This is a genomic window from Bacillus sp. MT94, assembly GCF_058792475.1.
On the sequence record NZ_JBXAEZ010000001.1, the window covers coordinates 125,166 to 145,809 of the forward strand.

Sequence of the window (20,644 nt, forward strand, 5' to 3'; positions counted from 1 at the left end):
TTGATTATATATGGAGGGAAATAAGTTGAAAAGCATTGAAGTTCTAAATACATACATTGAAGGGATTTCTGTTGCAATCCCTACGTGGTTAAAACATCTAATTGAGGCAGAGGAGATACATCAAAACTATGAGAATGTACAAGCACTTGGTGCATTAAAAACAGATGCAGTGTTGTACTATGTACACCGTACGCTGCAAGTGCTAGATGGATTGCCTTTAGCTGAAGAAGCGTATCATATTATTGAAAAGGTACTAACGTATAGTGAACTTGCAAAGGTAGGATCTTTAAAACAGCGGGAGCAATGGAAGAAAAAAGGGATTAATCTATTGGTACATAATGAGGGTTCTGCTGATATCTTTAGTGACATTCAGTTTATTGAACGTGTAGAGACAAACTTAAACGCTATTGAGTATTTGTTTATTCGAGATTTAATTAGAACACATGGATTAATCGGGCAGTATATCCGCGGAGAGGCTCGTTTGGACTCCCATATTGATTTAATTAACACATATAAAGAAGAATACGGAGACGTTAGGTTAAAGGAGATTCTATACTATCTTAACCAATGCATTATTGAGGGCGTATCAAAAGCTTTGTGGAGTGAAGTGAAGAACGATGTGAAGATTACAATTGATGGTTTGTTTGATGGTTATATGGAACCATTTACTTCTCGCATACATAGACTCACGCCAAAACATAAGGAGTCAGCATTTGAAAAAGATATAATTATGGGGAGCGAGAAGAGTGACGTTCAAACATTCTTATTTGATAAGGATTTATGGTATGTAGAACCGTCTATGCATGCTCTTAGCTTTGAGGATATTTGGACAGTTTTTGTTATGTTAAAGAATGAGATAGGCACTAGAAAAGTTCAGCATATACATTTCGAGAAATTGATGCAACAGCTGCATTATGATTTTAAAGGCGAAAAAAAGGACAACGTGTATCGTAAGCGGGTTATTGAGAAGTATCTACGGGAGTACCGTGAGAACGAGAAACCGAATACAACGCATGTTTCTTTTAAGGTTAAAGTCGATGAAGATATGAAGACTGCGTATGTGTCGTTTCAGTTTTCTGCTGTAGGTGAGGCGTTAATTACCTTCTGTGTAGAGGCAGAAAAGATAGATATGATGCATGCTCGGGCAAATGTGCTGCTGTTTGATTTCTTCGGGTTACGAAAGGATGCATATGATAGATTCCATAACGAAGAAGTGTATTTGGAGCATATGAATAGCTCGGCTGATGATAAACGAATTATTCTTGATTATATAAAGGGAGATACGATTGTAGATGTCGGAGCTGGTGGTGGTGTCATGCTAGACATGATTGAAGAAGAGACCGAGAATAAACGAATCTACGGTATCGATATTTCTGAAAACGTGATTGATACGTTGAAAAAGAAGAAGCAGAACGAAGGGCGTTCTTGGGACGTCATTAAAGGAGATGCAATCAACTTAAGCAGCTCGTTTGAACAAGAATCGGTTGATACGATTGTATATTCTTCTATCCTTCATGAGCTGTTCTCTTATATCGAGTATGAAGGTAAGAAATTCAATCATGAAGTTATTAAAAAGGGGCTGCAGAGTGCCTATAAGGTGTTAAAGCGAGGAGGTCGTATTATCATTCGTGATGGCATCATGACCGAAGATAAAAAGTTAATGCGGTTGATTCGTTTTAAAGATGCAGATGGAATGAAGTTCTTAGAGCAGTATGCCCATGAATTTAAGGGGCGTACAATCCAGTATGAAGTAATTGCAGAAAATACAGTCAAAATGCCTGTTAACGATGCAATGGAGTTCTTATATACATATACTTGGGGCGAGGACTCCTTCGTTCATGAAGTGCAGGAGCAGTTTGGAATCTTTACGCCAAACGATTATAAGGATTTTGTAAAGAGTATCTTTGGAGATAAAGTAAACATCGTTCAAGCTATGAACTATTTGCAGGATGGATATACAAACCATCTTAGCGAGAAAATCGAGTTTACAGATGAGTCTGGGAATGCGGTTGCGCTACCAGATAGTACTTTCTTTATGGTTTTAGAAAAGAGGCAATGATGTTGAAAACCTTTAAAAATATAATTTTAAAAAACTTAATTTAATAATCTTCAGTTAAAGAGCGTGTTTTTAGAGTAATGAAAAATTCCTAATTTCTTAATTTTATACTGAGAAACATATCCAAATAAGGTATTGGTAATTAAAACCGGGAACATTAGAACAACATCGCTAGCTGAAATTTATCGAAACTCCCCTGTGTTTCAAAACCTTCGTAATCCAGATAAGGATAAGGGGAAGTGTGGTATTTTTGAGTTTCGGTATGTTTGTGGGGAATTTCGTTCTAGAGCATATGCGATGACGGGGGATTAAATGGAAAGTGAGCCTTTTGCGTACATATTCCAAAAGCATTGCGAAAACAGAAAAAGAACATAAAAAGGGGCATGAGTAAAAGTTTACTCATAGCCCTTTTTTAATGTTTTATAATGTATAGTACTTAGCATCCTTCATTAAAAATTCACTACCTATATCTAGTGTACTAAAACAAGTTTTTTACACATGAATTCTATTAAACCGATTTTAATAAAGCGTAAAAATTCGTATCATATGGGACATCATCTTGATACATATAATTTTTTAGAACGCCTTCTTTTTCAAAGCCTAATTTTAATAGTACTTTATTGGAAGCTTCATTTTCAAGAAATACAATTGCTCCAATCCGCTTTAAATGAATCGTATGGAAACCGTATGATATAACCTCAGAAACAGCTTCAGTCGCATATCCTTTTCCCCAGTGTTCAGGCAAAAAGGCATAACTTATATTGGCTCGTTTATGCTCAGAAGACCAATCGTGAAAACCAATGGTACCAATGAGTTCTTTCGTGTCTTTTAATTCGATTCCCCATTTTATACCGCTTCTTGCATTGTAACTCAACTTAAAATTATGAATGATTTGCTTCACTTGATCAATATCTTGTAACGGTTTTTGGCCATAATAGCGCAGTACATTAGTATTAGAAAAGCATTGTAGTATACGCGGTGCATCTTCTTCGGTAAGTTCTCTTAAAATGAGTCGGTCTGTTTTCAATATAGGAAACATGCTTTCACTCCATTTCTTTTGAAACTAGAATGTGTTGTTATTATATAATCTAGTCTGAAAATAAAGATTATTCAAGAGGGGAGTATAGTTTTAATTTATGATAAAATTGATTGTGGAATATATTTCAAAAAGAGGTTTGTATATGGAGAAAAATTCAATTTTAATTGTAGATGATGATCAAGATATTGTTCAATTTATAAAAGTGAATCTAATGCAAGAAGGTTTTAAAGTTTTTAGTGCTCATAACGGAGAAGAGGCTTTAGAAATAATAAATAATAACAGTATTCAACTTGCTATTTTGGATATTATGATGCCACAAATGGATGGGATAGAATTGTGTAGAAGGATTAGAGAGAAACATAGTTTACCAATTATGTTTTTAAGCGCGAAATCATCGGATGTCGATAAGGTAATTGGATTTAGTACTGGGGCAGATGATTATATTGTGAAGCCGTTCAGTACAATTGAATTTATCGCAAGAGTGAAAGCTCAATTAAGAAGGTATACATATTTCAACCAAAATGCTGTCCAAGTAATGGAAAAGAAAATAAATATTAGAGGTTTAGAAATAGATGAAGCGTCGAGAACTGTAATGTTATATGGAGAAACAATGAATCTTACGAAAACTGAATATGATATTTTACACTTAATGGCAGCTGCAAGGAATCGTGTGTTCACAATTGAAGAAATATATGAGAGCGTTTGGAACGAAAGAGCCTATGAAAATAATAATACAGTAATGGTTCATATTGCAAGATTGAGAAATAAAATTGAAGAGAATCCAAAAGAACCGAAGTTTATTCAAAATGTTTGGGGAGTCGGATATAAATTTGAAGATTAAATCATTACAAGGTATTAGAGCTAAGTTTTTTATCGCATTCATATGTAGCATCTTGTTAGCAACTGTAAGTATAATAGTGTTTCAAATTTTGGTTGGAAATATATATAGTCAGGTTAATGTTTTAGAGGAAAAATATTCATTTTTATATTTTATAGTTTTTTTGATTTTTACTACAACATACTTTGCATTAATGACAAAAACACTGATGAAAAGGTTGTCTCAAATTAACAAGAACGTGAAGGAAATAAGTGACGGTAATTTTGAAATACATATACCTATTTTGAAAAATGACGAGATTGGTGAACTAGCAGCAAATGTTAATAGAATGGCGAAAAGCTTAAAAGAGTCTATTGAAAATGAAAAAAAATCACAGGAAATGAAAAATGAAATGATTAGTAATATTTCTCATGACTTACGAACGCCAGTAACATCTTTAATCGGTTATGCGGACCTGTTAGGAAATAAACTCCATTCGAATGGAGAAGAATGTGAACAGTATGTAAGTATATTAAAGCGAAAAAGTTATGAATTAAAAAATCAAGTAGATGATTTATTAGAATACTGTCAAATAAATTATAGAGAGATTGAATTACATAAAGATGAAGTAGATATGAAAGCATTAATTGAACAAATCATGATTGACTTTGTACCACAATTAGATGATGCCAATATGAGCTTTTATATTAAAAGTGATGAAGTGCTACATGTAGAAGTTGATGTGACACTTATAGTGAGACTATTTGAAAATGTAATAGGTAATAGTATTATGTACGGGAGAGATGGAAAGGGAATTGCAATTGAAATTTTCAATAAAACAATGAATGTTGAAGTAGAAATTAAAAATTTTGGACAATGCATTCCGAAAGAGGACCTTCCTTACATTTTTGAGAAGTTTTATCGTAGTGAAAAATCACGTAGTTCTCATACGGGCGGGAAAGGAATAGGACTTGCAATTTCAAAAAGTATAGCCGATCTCCATCAAGGGGATATCACTGTACGTAGTAACGATAAAGAAACAGTTTTTACTGTGAAATTACCGCAGTATAAAAAAGTAAGAAAGTCGTAAGTATTTCTTTTATATGTCGTAATTTTTACTTTGTATCATTGAGAAGAAGGATATGAGAGTAGGGATGCGACATGTGGAAGAAATTTTTATTAGTAATTATAGTTTCTTTTTTAATTATAAGTTGGATCTTAGTTTATGTAGCTAATGGTGTTACATCAGTTTTTGTTTGGTGGAGTATTCAGGCTTTTAGTTTTATTTCAGTTTTCCTCTTGATAGGATCAGTAATAATATTTTTTTGGAAAGGCATTTTTAGAAAGCGGATAGATAGAACGCTATTTTTAATCATTCTGTTTTCTATCATTGGAGCTTGGCCTGTCGGTTGGTTTGCTAATATAGGTAGAATTGCTTATCCAGCAGATATACAATCTATGAGTCCTAAAACAGTAGTTCGTTTTCCTTTGAATGAACGGGTATTAATAGGTTGGGGTGGTGATCGGTTAGAAACGAACTATCACGTTATAAAACCAAATGAAAGGTGGGCATATGATATTCTCATTCCACCTGCTGAAGTGAAAAGTAGTAAGTTAGAGGATTACGGAATATATGGAGCGAAAGTAATGGCACCAGCTTCTGGGACGGTGGTATCAATTAATAATAATGAACAAGATTTAGTTCCGGGATCGGATAATTTTCAGTCAATGGCTGGGAATCATATTTATTTACGACTAGATGAAACAGGCACATTTTTAATTCTTGCCCATTTAAAGAAAGGGTCAATTAAAGTGAAAGAAGGACAACGTGTAAGAGAGGGAGAAGTTCTTGCTCAAGTCGGTAACTCAGGAAGTTCAAGTGAGCCGCATTTACATATTCATCATCAAAGGCAAGATCCGTCCAAGGTAAGTATGTTTTTTGCGGAAGGATTGCCACTTTACTTTCGAACTGAAAATGGTGTCATGATGCCGGAAAGAGGGACATACATAAGTGGTAACTAGAAGAAAATCATTTCATCCAAAAAGGGTATTCCAAATTAAAATTGGAATACCCTTTTTCATTATCCTACAAATGTTTGATACAGTAAGAAGATATTTAAAATGATAACGAGTGCTGCAATTATCCAAGCGATAAATGTTGTTATACGGTGGTTAACGAGTGCACCCATAATCTTTTTGTTACTTGTAAACATAATAAGTGGTACTAGCGCAAATGCAATACCGAATGATAAGACGACTTGGCTCATGACTAGAGCGTAAGTTGGATTTACACCTAAAGCGATAATAACTAATGGTGGAATCATTGTAATAAATCGGCGTAAGTATAACGGAATATGCATGCGAATGAAACCTTGCATAATAATATCACCCGACATTGTACCGACAGAAGAGCTAGATAGTCCTGCTGATAAAAGTCCAATTCCAAATAATGCAGCTGATACAGGACCTACTAAATTGGTAAATTGAGTGTAAGCAACATCTAAATCTTCAACGTGCAAGCCGTTTTTAAAAAATAGTGCAGCAGCAACAATTAACATACTTGCATTAATTGCTCCAGCAATAACCATTGCAATAATAATATCGATAAATTCGAAACGAAAAATCTTTTTCTTTTGTTCGTCAGTTGTTCCGACCACGCGGCGTTGTGTTAATGCAGAATGCAAGTATATTGCATGCGGCATAACTGTTGCACCTAAAATTCCTGCTGCAAGTAATATACTGTCTACACCTTGGAATTTTGGAATAAATAGTCCTGAAAGAAGGGGACTTAATTCTGGTTTTGCATAAAAAACTTGAATCCCAAAAGCGATTACTACAATGAAAATCATTCCTGTAATAATAGCTTCTAGTGGACGAAATCCTCTACGTTGAAACTCAAGAATAATAAATGATCCGGCTGCAGTAATTAAAGCGGCAGGTAGCATCGGGATTCCAAATAGTAAGTAAAGCCCCAAAGCAGCTCCAATAAATTCCGCTAAATCTGTAGCCATAATAACTAGTTCACCTTGTATCCATAAGCCGATAGACACAGGCTTTGGAAAGTTTTCACGAGCTATTTCGGGTAAATTGTTTCCTGTAGCAATTCCTAATTTAGCTGATAAAGTTTGGATTAATACAGCCATTAAGTTAGAAGCAAGTATTACCCATAATAGTAAATATCCATATTGTGAACCAGCTGCGATATTTGTAGCAAAGTTGCCAGGATCAATATAAGCAACGGACGCGATAAAAGCGGGTCCTAAAAATGGTAACAGTCTTTTCCAGCCTTTTGTTTCTCCACTTAAAGCTAAGTGAGCTGATTGTACAGTTGTACTTTCAGAAGGGAGATGTTTATCTTTTGTTATATCTTTATTCATAGTAGTTTTCCCCTTTAAAATGTTAACTTGATGAAATTATTGTATTTATTCTTACTCATTATTTCAATACATTTAAATATGTTATGTGATAATTTCATTTGAACACGAAAGTTTCCTTAATGCAAATTATATGCCTTTATGCAATGGATGGTGTGATAATGTAAAATGAATTGGGAGTTTATGGTGTGATGACATGGGGAAACATAGTGAATTAAAGGGCTGTTTTTGAAATTTATGTGAACATAAAGCTGATAATACAGCATATTAATTGATGGAATTGCAATTGTATGATATATAATATATTGGGATTACAACATAACCATAGTGTTATGATGTGTAATCTTGTTTTTTATTTTTGTTAACTGATAGAAAATAGTATAAAGAAAAGAAAATGGGATTCATTTTCTTATTATATATGTTTTGATATGAACGTTAACTTATACATGATTTTAAAAATTAGATAGGTGGTAGAAATACATTGGCAACTACAAAACCATACAGAGTATTACTATATTACATGTACACAACAATTGAAAACCCAGAAGAATTTGCTGCAGAGCATTTAGCATTTTGTAATTCACTTGAATTAAAAGGAAGAATTCTTGTAGCAAAAGAAGGTATTAACGGAACTTGTTCTGGAACTGTAGAGCAAACAGAGAAATACATGGAAGCAATGAATAATGATCCACGTTTTGATGGTATCGTATTTAAAATAGATGAAGAAGAAGGGCATGCATTCAAGAAAATGCACGTACGTCCTCGTCCAGAATTAGTTACACTTCGTCTAGAAGATGACATTAACCCACACGAAATAACTGGGAAGTATTTAGAGCCAAAAGATTTTTATGAGGCAATGAAACAAGAAGATACAGTTATCATTGATGCACGAAATGATTATGAGTTTGATTTAGGACACTTCAAAGGCGCGATTAAACCTGATATCGAATCATTCCGTGAATTACCAGATTGGATTAGAGAAAACAAAGAAACACTTGAAGGTAAAAAGATTTTAACATACTGTACAGGTGGAATTCGTTGTGAGAAATTCTCTGGTTGGTTAGTTCGTGAAGGTTATGAAGATGTAAGTCAGCTTCACGGCGGAATTGTAACGTACGGAAAAGATCCAGAAGTACAAGGTGAGCTTTGGGATGGGCAATGTTACGTGTTTGATGAACGTATCGCTGTTCCAGTAAACCAAAAAGAACATGTTATCGTTGGTAAAGATCACTTTACAGGTGAACCATGTGAGCGCTATGTAAACTGTTCAAATCCAGAATGTAATAAGAAAATTTTATGTTCTGAAGAAAACGAAGCGAAATATTTACGTGCATGTTCTCATGAATGTCGTGTAAGTCCACGTAACCGCTATGTAATACAACATGAATTAACTGAAGAACAAGTAGCTGCTGCATTAGAGAAAATCGAAGCAGGGAAGTAAGCTGAATTCGTATAATAAAAAGGTACTCCAAGTTTTATTTTGGAGTACCCTTTTTTTATTATCCAGTCCTGTCATTTGTCGTTTTTTGTCGGTAAGTCGATATATTTAAAAAATCGCTGATATATCTTAAAAATCGCTGATAAAAATTTCACTTACTGTAGCACACCAAGAATTTGAAAATAACCTTCTTTAGTTTTTATCCTCTTTTTCTTTTACAGCAGACAGTACCGTTTGTTTTACCCAAGCTTTTCTTTGTTTATGCTGTAGACCCCATTGGTATAAACTTTGGGCTCCTAAAATAAGTGAAATGACAATGCCGCTAATCGCAATTAATAGAGCGAAAAACTCAAGAGGTGACGATATTTTGTTTGAATCGGTGTTTCTTAAAAGGTCGATCATAGTAAACCCTAACATTTGGCCCACTACAGAGTAGAGCGTTAAAATTAATAATAAAAGGCTATCTTTTTTAGAGGCGACATTTTCTTGATATTTAAACAAACTATCAAGATTTTGTTTCGCATTCGAGTATAGAACCTCAATATTAAAAAGTTTTCTTAAGCGAAAGAAAATATCTTCACTTTGTGATTGGGATACTAATTCTAAAGAAAAATAATTAGCAGTGAACGAATTGATCGAATAAATTAATTTCTCTATTTCATTAGTATCTTGTTCAATGTTTAGCTCAGCATAGGCGTTTGCCATTTTTAATAAAACAATTTTATGAAATAGGTTTAATAATAAAGCGTAATAAAATTCTCCGAACATTTGACTAGCAAGTTTAGAGATTTCGCGTTCTCCATCATTTGTTACACATGTAAAAATATGTTCTTCCATTATGAAATAACGATTTGGAGCCCATCTCTGGTAAGCGTGTTTTTTTAAATAGTCATGAATGTAAGGAAGGTTATTTGCACTCACATAGGGCTTACCATCACTTGTTAATCCGGAAAGACTAGAAGTACGATAAACATCTACTTCATTAAGTTCCATACCTTCTTTTAGTGACAATAAAGTTTGAACGTACATTCTTTGGTCTTCAAAGAAAGGGAAGGTTTGAAAGTATGAACTTCTTAATCTCTTCTTTTCAAAGAAATCAGTTACACCATGAAATAAATAACCAAAAATGAATTTTTCAACTTGGGAATACTTCTTTCCGTTACATTCAATACAAATAGTCTCATTTGTATCATTTTTAGTTTCAAGTACACGGAAGCGAGCAGCGAATTCGATTGCTTCAGATAAAGTCATGTTTGGAGCAGTGTTTACTTCTGTTCGAATTGTTAAGAAGCCAAGTTCATAAGGACAAAGTGTTACATCAATAGAGTGTATCTTGAATGGAATTGAAATAAGGTTTGTTGTTAAATGTCCAGTTAAGTTAAGGTCCTTTGAATAACGTTGCAAGCCCTTTTGATGCTCTGAATGAGGAAAGAGAATTTTATTTGTAAATGAAAGATAGTATGCTTCCATATTTTGATGTGAAACTTTAAACTCCCCATAATATGTATTTTCATCATCGAGATGATCGAGCCGAAAAGGACAAAAATCGTTTTTTTGTAAGAAAGGGAACATATTTTGTTCATATCCAGCTTTAAACGAAAACGGGAATATAAATTGGAATATAGCTGTTGCTACACCTTTTTCCTCAATTGATTGTATTGCCTCCATCTACATTGTGTCCTTTCCATATATGCTATAGAAACAACATGCCCAAATTTATTTGAAAATAACCACTCTTTTATACTCAATTGAGAGTGAAAATTCAGCTTATTTATCAGGGAACATGTATAATGTTATGTATACTAAAAGTTATAAAATTGTATTTTGAAAAGGGGGATGCTGTATGCGGATTTTAGTATTAGGCGCTGGTGGAGTCGGAGGATTTTTTGGTGGCAGATTAGTCGAGAAGGGAGAAGATGTCACGTTTCTTGTTCGTAGTAAACGGAAAAAACAATTAGAGGAAAGAGGACTTGTAATCCGAAGTGTTAACGGGGATTTTTCCTTCCGACCGAAATTAATAACGAAAGAAGAGCGAACTTCTCCATTTGATGTCATTTTATTTTCAACAAAAGCGTATCACTTAAACGAGGCAATTCAAGATTTGAAGCCGTTTGTTGGCGAAAATACTGTAATCATTCCATTGTTAAATGGTATCGCTCATTTATCGCTATTACAAAAAGAATTCGGCGAAGAAAAAGTAATTGGCGGTTTATGCTTTATCGAGACGACGTTAAACAATCAAGGAGAAATTGTACAAACTAGCGCTGCCAACAGACTTGTGTTTGGAGAAATTAAGTCTCAAAATTCAGAGAGAGTAAAGCATATTTCTAAAGCATTTTCAGGTACGAAATCTAGTTTTGTTTTAAGTGAAAATATTACGCAAGATATGTGGCATAAATATTTATTTATTACTGTAATGTCAGGTGTGACAACGTTAATGCGTGCACCAATTGGACCAATCCGTGAAAGTGAAGGCGGCCGTGATTTTATCCGTAATGTGTTTGAGGAATCTGTACAAATCATGAGAGTATTAGGAGCTCCAGTAAAGGCTAATATTGCCCAGGAACATATGAAAACGATTGATAAAATTTCGTATGATATGAAGTCATCAATGCAACGTGATATGGAAAAGGGGTCGTTTATTGAAGGGAAGCACTTGCAAGGATATTTACTGGATGTAGCAGAGAAATTTTCTATAGCGGCACCATTATTAGAATCTATATATCAAAATTTAAAGGTGTATGAAGAGATGACCTTTAACAAATCTGTAATAGAATTAGATGTATGAAAAAATAAAAAAGATAGCAATATATAAGTGTATTGCTATCTTTTTTATTTTTTTGTATGACAAATTATTTATTTCTTTTCGTTCTATCTGTCAAATTTATTTCCTGTTCACGTTTACCATATAACTGATTAATTTCATTTGCTACTGCATCTAAATATGAATCGGAAAAAATAGGCTTCTTTTCTTTAGACATATGGGTCTCCTTTGCGGATTTTTTAGTATTCATTATGTATATTTCTCAGTGGATTATGCACAATCATTTTAATTTTTTTCTTATTAAAAATTTTTGTTTACTTTTTGAAAATAAAGGAGTATTATAATCCACAGTTTCAATTTTCTAAATCGCTGAAACCGCATGGTACGGGGGACCCGTTTTTACGGATTAGTACATAATCCGATGGGGTGAATCCTTAAAAAAGGTAGGGCTACTCATAGGCCCGAATCCGACAGCTAACCTCGTAAGCGTTATATTGAGAAGGAAGGTGGAGCTTGTGCGACAAAAAAAATAATGTCTACAAGTCTATTTCGCTATGGCTTGTAGACATTTTTTGTTTTCTGAGTAAATAGTTTACTGGCTGCAACAAGCAGAAAAGTTCGTACAAAATTATTGGAGAGTGGACAGCATTGGTTTCATCTATTAAAAGATTTTTAATTGGAAGACCGTTAAAATCAACAGAGCTTGGAGAACAAAAGCTTAATAAAACGAAAGCTTTAGCTATTTTATCTTCTGACGCATTGTCATCAGTTGCTTACGGTCCAGAGCAAATTTTAATTGCTTTAGCAGGTGTTGGAGCGATCGCTTATTGGTATTCCATTCCGATCGCTGTTGGGGTATTAGTATTATTGACAGCCCTTATTTTATCTTATCGTCAAATTATTTTTGCTTATCCGCATGGCGGGGGAGCGTATGTTGTATCAAAAGAAAATTTAGGGATGAATCCAGGCTTAATTGCTGGAGGGTCTTTATTAGTTGACTATATTTTAACTGTTGCGGTAAGTGTGTCCGCTGGTACAGATGCAATTACGTCTGCGTTTCCTAGCTTACATGCACACAACGTAATTATTGCGGTTATATTTGTTATATTAATTACGATATTAAATTTAAGGGGAGTAACGGAGTCAGCTTCCGTTTTAGCATATCCTGTTTATTTATTCGTTTTAGCACTATTTATATTAATTGGTGTGGGCATATATAATATTTTAACTGGTCATGTTTCACCCACTTTACATGCGCCGATTGGTACACCAGTTGCAGGGATTAGTTTATTTTTATTACTAAGAGCATTTGCATCAGGTAGTTCTGCTTTAACAGGTGTTGAAGCAATTTCAAATGCAATTCCGAACTTTAAAGATCCTGCGCCAAACAATGCTGCAAAAACATTGCTTGCAATGGGTGCATTACTTGCTGTGTTATTTTCAGGAATTGTATTTTTAGCTTATTATTACGGAGTGACTCCGAGTAAAGAAGTAACAGTTGTTTCTCAAATTGCTGAACAAACATTTGGACGTAATTTCATGTACTATTTCATACAAGGTACAACAGCTTTAATATTAATTCTTGCTGCTAATACAGGTTATTCTGCATTTCCTTTATTAGCGGTTAACCTTGCAAAAGATAAATTCATACCGAGAATGTTTACGATTAGAGGAGACCGTCTAGGTTACTCAAACGGTATTATAATACTTGGAGTTGCTTCGATTATTTTAATTGTAGCTTTCCAAGGACAAACAGAACATTTAATTCCGTTATATGCAGTAGGTGTATTTATTCCATTTACACTTTCTCAAACAGGGATGGTATTAAAGTGGCTTCGCGAAAAACCTGAAGGATGGGCTTTAAAATTAACGGTTAATTTAATAGGTGCAGTTATTAGTTTTATCGTAATGAGCATGTTCTTTTTAACTAAATTTGCACAAGTTTGGTCGATTCTTATTTTCTTACCTGCTATTATCTTCTTGTTTCATCGAATTAAGAAGCATTATGATGCAGTGGGTGATCAATTAAGTTTAAAAACTTGTGAACCTCTTATTCCAATTGAGGGGAATGTAATTGTCGTTCCTGTAGCAGGTATGACGCATGTAGTAGAAAATTCATTGAACTATGCGAAATCTCTTTCTGCAGATCAAGTTATCGCTGTATATGTTGCTTTTGACAGAGAAGAGGAAAAGAAATTTGAAGAGAAATGGAAGGTGTGGCAACCTGAAGTAAGGCTTGTTACATTACATTCTCATTATAGAAGTATTATTCAGCCGCTAACGAAATTCATTGATACAGTGCAGTATAAGGCAAGTGAATCGAATTACCGCGTTACGGTCGTTATACCACAGTTCATTCCGAAAAAAGGTTGGCATAACATTCTTCATAATCAATCCAGTTTACTCATACGTGCGTATTTACTTTATAAAAGAAATGTTGTTATTACGACAGTTCCATATCATTTGAAAAAATAAGAAGATTTTTGAAGGATAGCTTCGTGAAAATGAAGCTATCCTTTTTGTGTATATGCTATGCATAATTGCATACGGATTTAAAAATTATATTAATATAATTTTATCGGTTATTTGCAAGTAGTGTTTTCTGTTGTGATATATAGATATTTCAATCGATAAAGTGAATCGGATTATATTTTGAAATAAGGACATGAAAGCTTGAAAATAAAGGGAATGAAAATACTTCTTTACGTTATATAAACAGCTGTGTTTAAATGACCTTACAGTACAAAACATATATGAAAACAAAACGAAATTTCATATTTACGCATGTTGTTTAGTTTAAAATGAATAATATTTTTAAGTAATATATTCACTATGTGAATGTGAGAATTTCGATGAAATAGAAAATTTATACAATGTTATTCGTACTAAACACATATGAAAAATAATAAAATGTTTTGTGACGATAAGTAAGTACTGTAGCAATACGAGAGAGGTGGTTCATACATGGATCACGGTGAGAACGTTCTCTATTTTAATCATCTCAAATTATGGGCAAGAAAATAGAATAATAAAATGCGATAGTAATAGTTGCTAATACATAGGAGGAGTTAAAGTGAAAAAGACTTTAATTACAGGGTTATTGGTTACAGCAGTATCTACGAGTTGCTTCATTCCTGTAAGCGCTTACGCTAAGGAGGGGCAAACAGAAGTGAAAACAGTATATGCGCAAAATGTAATTGCTCCAAATACATTATCCAATTCAATTAGAATGTTAGGATCACAATCACCGCTTATTCAAGCATACGGATTAATTATCTTGCAACAGCCAGACATTAAGGTAAATGCGATGAGTAGCTTAACGAATCATCAAAAGTTTGCAAAGGCGAATGTAAGAGAATGGATTGATGAATATAATCCGAAGCTAATTGACTTAAATCAAGAAATGATGAGATACAGCACTAGATTTAATAGCTATTATAGTAAGCTCTATGAACTAGCAGGAAACGTAAATGAAGATCAGCAAGCAAAAGCAGATTTTATGAGTGCATATGGAAAATTACAATTGCAAGTACAAAGCATCCAAGAGAGTATGGAGCAAGATTTATTAGAGTTAAATAGATTTAAAACAGTATTAGACAAAGATAGTAACAACTTATCAATTAAAGCCGATGAAGCAATAAAAACACTGCAAGGATCAAGTGGAGATATTGTGAAATTAAGAGAAGATATTAAAAGAATTCAAGGGGAAATTCAAGCTGAACTAACTACTATTTTGAATAGACCTCAAGAAATCATTAAAGGTTCTATTAATATCGGTAAACAAGTATTTACAATCACAAATCAAACTGCACAAACGAAAACAATCGATTTTGTTTCTATTGGTACTTTAAGTAATGAAATTGTAAATGCTGCAGATAGTCAAACGAGAGAAGCAGCTCTTCGCATTCAACAAAAGCAAAAAGAGTTATTACCACTTATTCAAAAGTTATCACAAACTGAAGCAGAGGCGACTCAAATTACATTCGTTGAAGATCAAGTAAATAGCTTTACAGAATTAATTGATCGTCAAATTACAACTTTAGAAACGTTATTAACGGATTGGAAAGTTTTAAATAATAATATGATTCAAATTCAAACAAATGTTGAAGAAGGCACGTATACAGACAGTAGTTTACTTCAAAAACATTTCAATCAAATTAAAAAAGTAAGTGATGAAATGAATAAGCAAACAAATCAATTTGAAGATTACGTTACAAACGTTGAAGTACATTAAACAGAAAAATAATTAGCGATATAGGGAGAGAAGAAAAATGACAAAAAAACCTTATAAAGTAATGGCTCTATCAGCACTTATGGCAGTATTTGCAGCAGGAAATATTATGCCGGCTCATACGTATGCAGCTGAAAGTACAGTGAAACAAGCTCCAGTTCATGCGGTAGCAAAAGCTTATAATGACTATGAAGAATACTCATTAGGACCAGAAGGCTTGAAAGATGCAATGGAAAGAACAGGTTCAAATGCTTTAGTAATGGATCTGTACGCTTTAACAATTATTAAACAAGGTAATGTTAACTTTGGAAATGTATCGTCTGTTGATGCGGCTTTAAAAGGGAAAGTAATTCAGCACCAAGATACAGCTAGAGGAAATGCGAAGCAATGGTTAGATGTATTAAAACCACAGCTTATTTCAACAAATCAAAATATCATTAACTACAATACGAAATTCCAAAACTATTATGATACTTTAGTTGCTGCAGTTGATGCAAAGGATAAAGCGACTCTTACGAAAGGCTTAACTAGATTATCAAGTAGTATTAATGAAAATAAAGCACAAGTGGATCAGTTAGTAGAAGACTTGAAGAAATTCCGAAATAAAATGACTTCGGATACGCAAAACTTCAAGGGTGATGCAAATCAAATTACATCTATATTAGCTAGTCAAGATGCAGGGATTCCGCTTCTGCAAAATCAAATTACAACGTACAATGAAGCAATTAGTAAATATAATGCAATTATTATCGGTTCATCTGTTGCGACAGCTCTAGGACCAATTGCAATTATCGGTGGTGCAGTAGTTATTGCTACGGGCGCAGGAACACCGCTAGGAGTAGCATTAATTGCAGGTGGTGCAGCAGCTGTAGGCGGTGGTACAGCTGGAATCGTATTAGCGAAGAAAGAGCTTGATAATGCACAAGCAGAAATTCAAAAGATAACAGGACAAGTTACAACTGCGCAATTAGAAGTAGCAGGATTAACGAACATTAAAACACAAACAGAGTATTTAACAAATACAATTGATACTGCAATTACAGCGTTACAAAATATTTCAAACCAATGGTACACAATGGGATCAAAATACAATTCTTTACTTCAAAATGTAGATTCTATTAGTCCAAACGACCTAGTTTTCATTAAAGAAGATTTAAACATTGCGAAAGATAGCTGGAAAAACATTAAAGACTATGCAGAAAAGATTTATGCTGAAGATATTAAAGTAGTAGATACGAAAAAAGCATAATTGAATACGAATCGTTAGAGCGTTAAGTGTTGATGAATGATTTGAAGCTCCTGTTCAGTTGTGAGCAGGAGCTTTTGATATCCTTATAAGGAGAATAGGTGAAAAATATGCAGAAAAGTTTTTATAAAAAATGTCTTTTAGCGGTAATGATTGCTGGGGTGGCAACAAGTAACGCATTTCCTTTACATCCTTTTGCAGCAGAACAAAATGTAAAGGTGCTACAAGAAAATGTGAAAAACTATTCTCTTGGACCAGCAGGATTCCAAGATGTAATGGCACAAACGACATCAAGCATATTTGCAATGGATTCATATGCAAAATTAATTCAAAATCAACAAGAGACGGATTTAAGTAAAATAAGTTCGATTAATAGTGAATTTAAAGGGAATATGATTCAGCATCAAAGAGATGCAAAAATTAATGCAGCATATTGGTTAAATAATATGAAGCCTCAAATTATGAAAACAGATCAAAATATTATAAATTACAATAATACTTTTCAATCGTATTATAATGACATGTTAATAGCGATTGATCAAAAGGATAGTGGAAAATTAAAAGCGGATTTAGAAAAGTTGTATGCGGATATTGTAAAGAATCAAAATGAGGTAGATGGATTATTAGGAAATTTGAAAGCTTTTCGCGATAGAATGGCGAAAGATACAAATAGTTTCAAAGAGGATACAAATCAGTTAACAGCGATATTGGCAAGTACGAATGCTGGTATTCCAGCTTTAGAGCAACAAATAAATACATATAACGATTCAATTAAAAAGAGTAATGATATGGTCATTGCTGGTGGCGTACTTTGCATAGCATTAATAACATGTCTTGCTGGCGGGCCAATGATTGCGGTTGCGAAAAAAGATATCGCAAATGCAGAAAGAGAAATCGCTAATTTAAAAGATAGAATTTCAGGAGCGCAAGCAGAAGTCTTAATTTTGACTGATGTAAAAAATAAAACAACAAACATGACAGAAACAATTGATGCAGCAATTACAGCACTACAAAACATATCAAATCAATGGTATACAGTAGGTGCAAAATATAATAATTTACTACAAAACGTAAAAGGAATTTCTCCAGAAGAGTTTACGTTTATAAAAGAAGATTTACATACAGCGAAAGATAGCTGGAAAGATGTAAAGGATTATACAGAAAAATTACATGAAGGTGTGGCAAAGTAAACAGTGGACTAGTTCTGCTGTTTATTTTTTATCCTGTTTTTTGTGAGAGTTGAACTTGCAATTATATATAAGTTTGTCATGTATTTTTATATTTTTTATAAATTCTAAAAGGACATTCCCTATTGTTGGTATGATAGACAGAAACTGTTTTTTTAGAACAGGAGACAATAAATAGGGAAAATAACATTAGGATTATTAGTTATATTTCTACTTATATTTATGTACATGTCTTTAGTAGGAGATGAGAATAAGGGTTCCTTAACTCCTAATCTGATTTCAAAGGAAAAATATTTAGAAATTGATTCTGTTGCTGGAGGTACATTTAGAGATTATGGTCAAGAAGCAGAAGCAGTGTTTGAAAAACTAAGTAGTCAGAAAAATGTTGAAACAAAAAAGATTTTTTGAGGAAGAAATTTTTGAAGAATCATTATAGACTTTTACTTTATTAGTATTAACTGAAACTTATTCACTTAATTTCCTATCAGAAATTATAAAGTGAAAACAGAACATGAAATACGCAAAAAATATCACAGGGCAGATCCTCAAAATATTTCAAAATCCACCCTGTGATCATATACTCATTTACAAGTGAAAATAATTAATACCCTAAAATATCTACTTCAGCTGCTGAAGCAAATCCATTCTGTCCTTTCGTTACTTCCACTTTTACATACTTTGCAGTAACTGGGGTAAATGTTGCCGTTTTCTTATCACTATTATTTTCCCATGTTCCTGATGATATTTTGTCATACGTAATGCCATCTACACTCGTATAAATATTGTAAGTTAAAATACGGCCATTTTCTGACCAATCTTGCCTTGGAAGATATGCCAATTGTGAAATGGTACGTGTATCACCAAGTTCTAGTGTCAAATTGTAAGGATATTGATTTGGTGTCCAAGTACTATGCCAAAATGTATCTGTTTTTCCATCTATCGCCTTACTAGCTGAGCCCGTTGATTCCTCACTATTTGCACTTGCCTTCATTATTTTTTTTGACAATACAGCAAGTGGTTTAACAGGTTTAGCATCCGTCGCTTCCCATATAGGTGCAATTAATGTTGGGGTGTTTAAAGCTTCTACTTTTTGTCTTGTTTCTTGTGTTGCTTTCAATCCCCATTTATCAAAGAATGGCAGTACATTTTGTTTTGCTATTTTCGATGTATTGTAAATAAATGCCTGTATTTTATCCTCGTCTGTTTTGGGAAGTTGATCTTCAGGTATCTCACGATATAATTTGTGGAGATTTGGATAAAAATCATCCCCATATGCCAAATGAAGTTGCCAAAGCATAACAAGTTTTACAAACAGGTCGTCAATATTTTTATATTCTTTATTTGTTTGGTTTAAATACGCAAAAGCTCTATTATAATCTCCCTCTGTATCTAAACGTGTTGGTATATTTGGGTATATTTTCTTGAATGCAGCTAATGAATATAGATTATTCGTTACTTCACCCATACCTCTTAAATCATTCCACGTCCATGGATATTGTTGTCGTGCATGTCCCGCTTCATGCATTTGTCCCCATCCAAACTCATTTACATTTAAAGTACTTTTGATAGCTTCACCAGCAGTCGTAAAGACGGCTCCATCCCAACTTGCATACATGCCCCAACTTTGTGCGTTAGGATTTTCTACAAAGGCCCAAATACGACGAGTTGAACGATGTAAAGGATTAGGATCCGTTTCAGATAGCCCTGCTAACTTGTCTTGCGCTCGAATCATATCATCATATTTATTTAATAGGGGCACAGGATCTTGATTTACAATATATTTATTGGCACTATCACGAGTTACAGTTAGTACGGCTCGTTCTGATTTCAATTGTACTGCATGTGCATTTGGATAGTTGTTCATCATGGCAATCCAGTCAGCTTTTGTGTGTTTCCCTAATACAAAGAAAGGAATAGGACTACCGCCTTGCGTTACTTGCACCTTAACTGTTCCTGTGCTTTGAAAATTATCTAACCCTAATACGCCGCCGTTTGGTGAAGAGATAGTATTAGAGCCTGGAGAAAGATCAATTTCTTTTCCCCATTCTTTATCATATTGATGTGTCCCAATAATGGCTCTAATCTTTTGCGTTCCTGATACTGTAATTGTAACCTGTTCATTAGGTTTCACATATATGCCTGTTGGCATATAATTTTTTTGCTCACTTCTTTTTTCTCTTTTTGCTTCATCCCAAAAACTTCCTGTACCTGGAAGGTCAAACTCTCTTTGTTCAAATTGAGTTGCAGTTTGTGCAGTTTCTGCATGCACATCTAAATTGTTTGACATAATAGGTGCAAATAACGTGGTTGCTAAAATAGCGGATGTTGCAAACACCTTTATAGTTTTTTGTAATCTACAATTCTTTCTGCTGTCCATATAGATCAGTCCTTTCGTTCAAATTCATTAATTACTTATATACGAAATATCAGCTTTTTCATTAATGCCGAAAGTGGATTTTTTAAATTTGCACTTATTAAAAAATTTTGATGAT

General features: G+C 33.7%; 16 protein-coding genes, 1 pseudogene and 1 riboswitch. Of the genes and pseudogenes, 12 read left to right on the forward strand and 5 right to left on the reverse strand.

Features of this window, described 5'->3' with window-relative positions; all coding sequences use genetic code 11:
• Window positions 1–25: 25 nt before the first annotated feature.
• Together AC1Q51_RS00585 and AC1Q51_RS00590 are read left to right on the forward strand one after the other, a co-directional pair.
• A complete protein-coding gene (locus AC1Q51_RS00585; protein ID WP_139213207.1) occupies window positions 26–2,059 on the forward strand; it encodes a class I SAM-dependent methyltransferase in 2,034 nt (677 codons plus the stop codon).
• 117 nt (window positions 2,060–2,176) lie between these two features.
• A pseudogene (locus AC1Q51_RS00590) lies at window positions 2,177–2,472 on the forward strand (hypothetical protein); the annotation flags it as partial.
• Between the two features lie 92 nt (window positions 2,473–2,564).
• On the opposite strand, the gene AC1Q51_RS00595 reads toward AC1Q51_RS00590, so the two are convergent.
• A complete protein-coding gene (locus AC1Q51_RS00595) occupies window positions 2,565–3,095 on the reverse strand; it encodes a GNAT family N-acetyltransferase (RefSeq protein WP_000483972.1) in 531 nt (176 codons plus the stop codon).
• Between the two features lie 142 nt (window positions 3,096–3,237).
• Between AC1Q51_RS00595 and AC1Q51_RS00600 the strand changes: the two genes are divergently transcribed.
• From AC1Q51_RS00600 to AC1Q51_RS00610, 3 genes are all read left to right on the forward strand, one after another.
• Entirely contained in the window at window positions 3,238–3,936 is a 699-nt protein-coding gene (locus AC1Q51_RS00600; RefSeq protein ID WP_492331306.1) for a response regulator transcription factor, read from the forward strand.
• A complete protein-coding gene (locus tag AC1Q51_RS00605; protein ID WP_170954600.1) occupies window positions 3,902–5,002 on the forward strand; it encodes a sensor histidine kinase in 1,101 nt (366 codons plus the stop codon). Before AC1Q51_RS00600 ends, AC1Q51_RS00605 begins: the two co-directional genes overlap by 35 nt.
• Before the next feature lie 71 nt (window positions 5,003–5,073).
• Entirely contained in the window at window positions 5,074–5,934 is an 861-nt protein-coding gene (locus tag AC1Q51_RS00610; protein WP_492331307.1) for a M23 family metallopeptidase, read from the forward strand.
• A 59-nt stretch (window positions 5,935–5,993) separates the two neighbouring features.
• Here AC1Q51_RS00610 and AC1Q51_RS00615 read toward each other — a convergent pair whose 3' ends face one another.
• Window positions 5,994–7,289, reverse strand: a complete 1,296-nt coding sequence (locus tag AC1Q51_RS00615) for an Nramp family divalent metal transporter (RefSeq protein ID WP_097961192.1) — start codon at window positions 7,287–7,289, stop codon at window positions 5,994–5,996.
• 478 nt (window positions 7,290–7,767) lie between these two features.
• On the opposite strand from AC1Q51_RS00615, the gene trhO reads away from it, so the two are divergent.
• Entirely contained in the window at window positions 7,768–8,727 is a 960-nt protein-coding gene (gene trhO / locus AC1Q51_RS00620; protein ID WP_000246224.1) for an oxygen-dependent tRNA uridine(34) hydroxylase TrhO, read from the forward strand.
• A 189-nt stretch (window positions 8,728–8,916) separates the two neighbouring features.
• Here the strand turns inward: trhO and AC1Q51_RS00625 are convergent, their stop codons facing one another.
• On the reverse strand, window positions 8,917–10,392 hold the full coding sequence (locus AC1Q51_RS00625) for a hypothetical protein (protein ID WP_492331308.1): 1,476 nt from the start codon (window positions 10,390–10,392) through the stop codon (window positions 8,917–8,919).
• A 175-nt stretch (window positions 10,393–10,567) separates the two neighbouring features.
• Between AC1Q51_RS00625 and panE the strand changes: the two genes are divergently transcribed.
• Entirely contained in the window at window positions 10,568–11,512 is a 945-nt protein-coding gene (gene panE, locus AC1Q51_RS00630; RefSeq protein ID WP_001221913.1) for a 2-dehydropantoate 2-reductase, read from the forward strand.
• Window positions 11,513–11,576: 64 nt separating this feature from the next.
• Here the strand turns inward: panE and AC1Q51_RS00635 are convergent, their stop codons facing one another.
• Entirely contained in the window at window positions 11,577–11,705 is a 129-nt protein-coding gene (locus tag AC1Q51_RS00635; RefSeq protein WP_000031873.1) for a hypothetical protein, read from the reverse strand.
• Between the two features lie 140 nt (window positions 11,706–11,845).
• A riboswitch (cyclic di-AMP (ydaO/yuaA leader) is annotated at window positions 11,846–11,992 on the forward strand.
• A gap of 144 nt (window positions 11,993–12,136) precedes the next feature.
• On the opposite strand from AC1Q51_RS00635, the gene AC1Q51_RS00640 reads away from it, so the two are divergent.
• From AC1Q51_RS00640 to AC1Q51_RS00660, 5 genes are all read left to right on the forward strand, one after another.
• The gene (locus AC1Q51_RS00640; RefSeq protein ID WP_098221588.1) at window positions 12,137–13,963 is read left to right on the forward strand and encodes an APC family permease; all 1,827 of its coding nucleotides are present in this window, start codon (window positions 12,137–12,139) and stop codon (window positions 13,961–13,963) included.
• Between the two features lie 598 nt (window positions 13,964–14,561).
• On the forward strand, window positions 14,562–15,722 hold the full coding sequence (gene nheA, locus AC1Q51_RS00645) for a non-hemolytic enterotoxin NHE subunit A (protein WP_000751828.1): 1,161 nt from the start codon (window positions 14,562–14,564) through the stop codon (window positions 15,720–15,722).
• A gap of 37 nt (window positions 15,723–15,759) precedes the next feature.
• Window positions 15,760–16,968: a non-hemolytic enterotoxin NHE subunit B gene (gene nheB, locus AC1Q51_RS00650; protein ID WP_000162968.1), complete on the forward strand. Its 1,209-nt coding sequence runs from the start codon at window positions 15,760–15,762 to the stop codon at window positions 16,966–16,968.
• Window positions 16,969–17,075: 107 nt separating this feature from the next.
• Complete coding sequence (gene nheC / locus AC1Q51_RS00655; RefSeq protein WP_492331309.1) at window positions 17,076–18,155, forward strand: non-hemolytic enterotoxin NHE subunit C; 1,080 nt, start codon at window positions 17,076–17,078, stop codon at window positions 18,153–18,155.
• Between the two features lie 225 nt (window positions 18,156–18,380).
• Window positions 18,381–18,560 carry a hypothetical protein gene (locus AC1Q51_RS00660; RefSeq protein WP_000060529.1) on the forward strand — a complete coding sequence of 60 codons (180 nt, stop codon included), beginning with the start codon at window positions 18,381–18,383 and terminating at the stop codon, window positions 18,558–18,560.
• A gap of 193 nt (window positions 18,561–18,753) precedes the next feature.
• On the opposite strand, the gene AC1Q51_RS00665 is transcribed toward AC1Q51_RS00660, so the two are convergent.
• Complete coding sequence (locus tag AC1Q51_RS00665; RefSeq protein ID WP_000378337.1) at window positions 18,754–20,529, reverse strand: M60 family metallopeptidase; 1,776 nt, start codon at window positions 20,527–20,529, stop codon at window positions 18,754–18,756.
• Window positions 20,530–20,644: the final 115 nt, after the last annotated feature.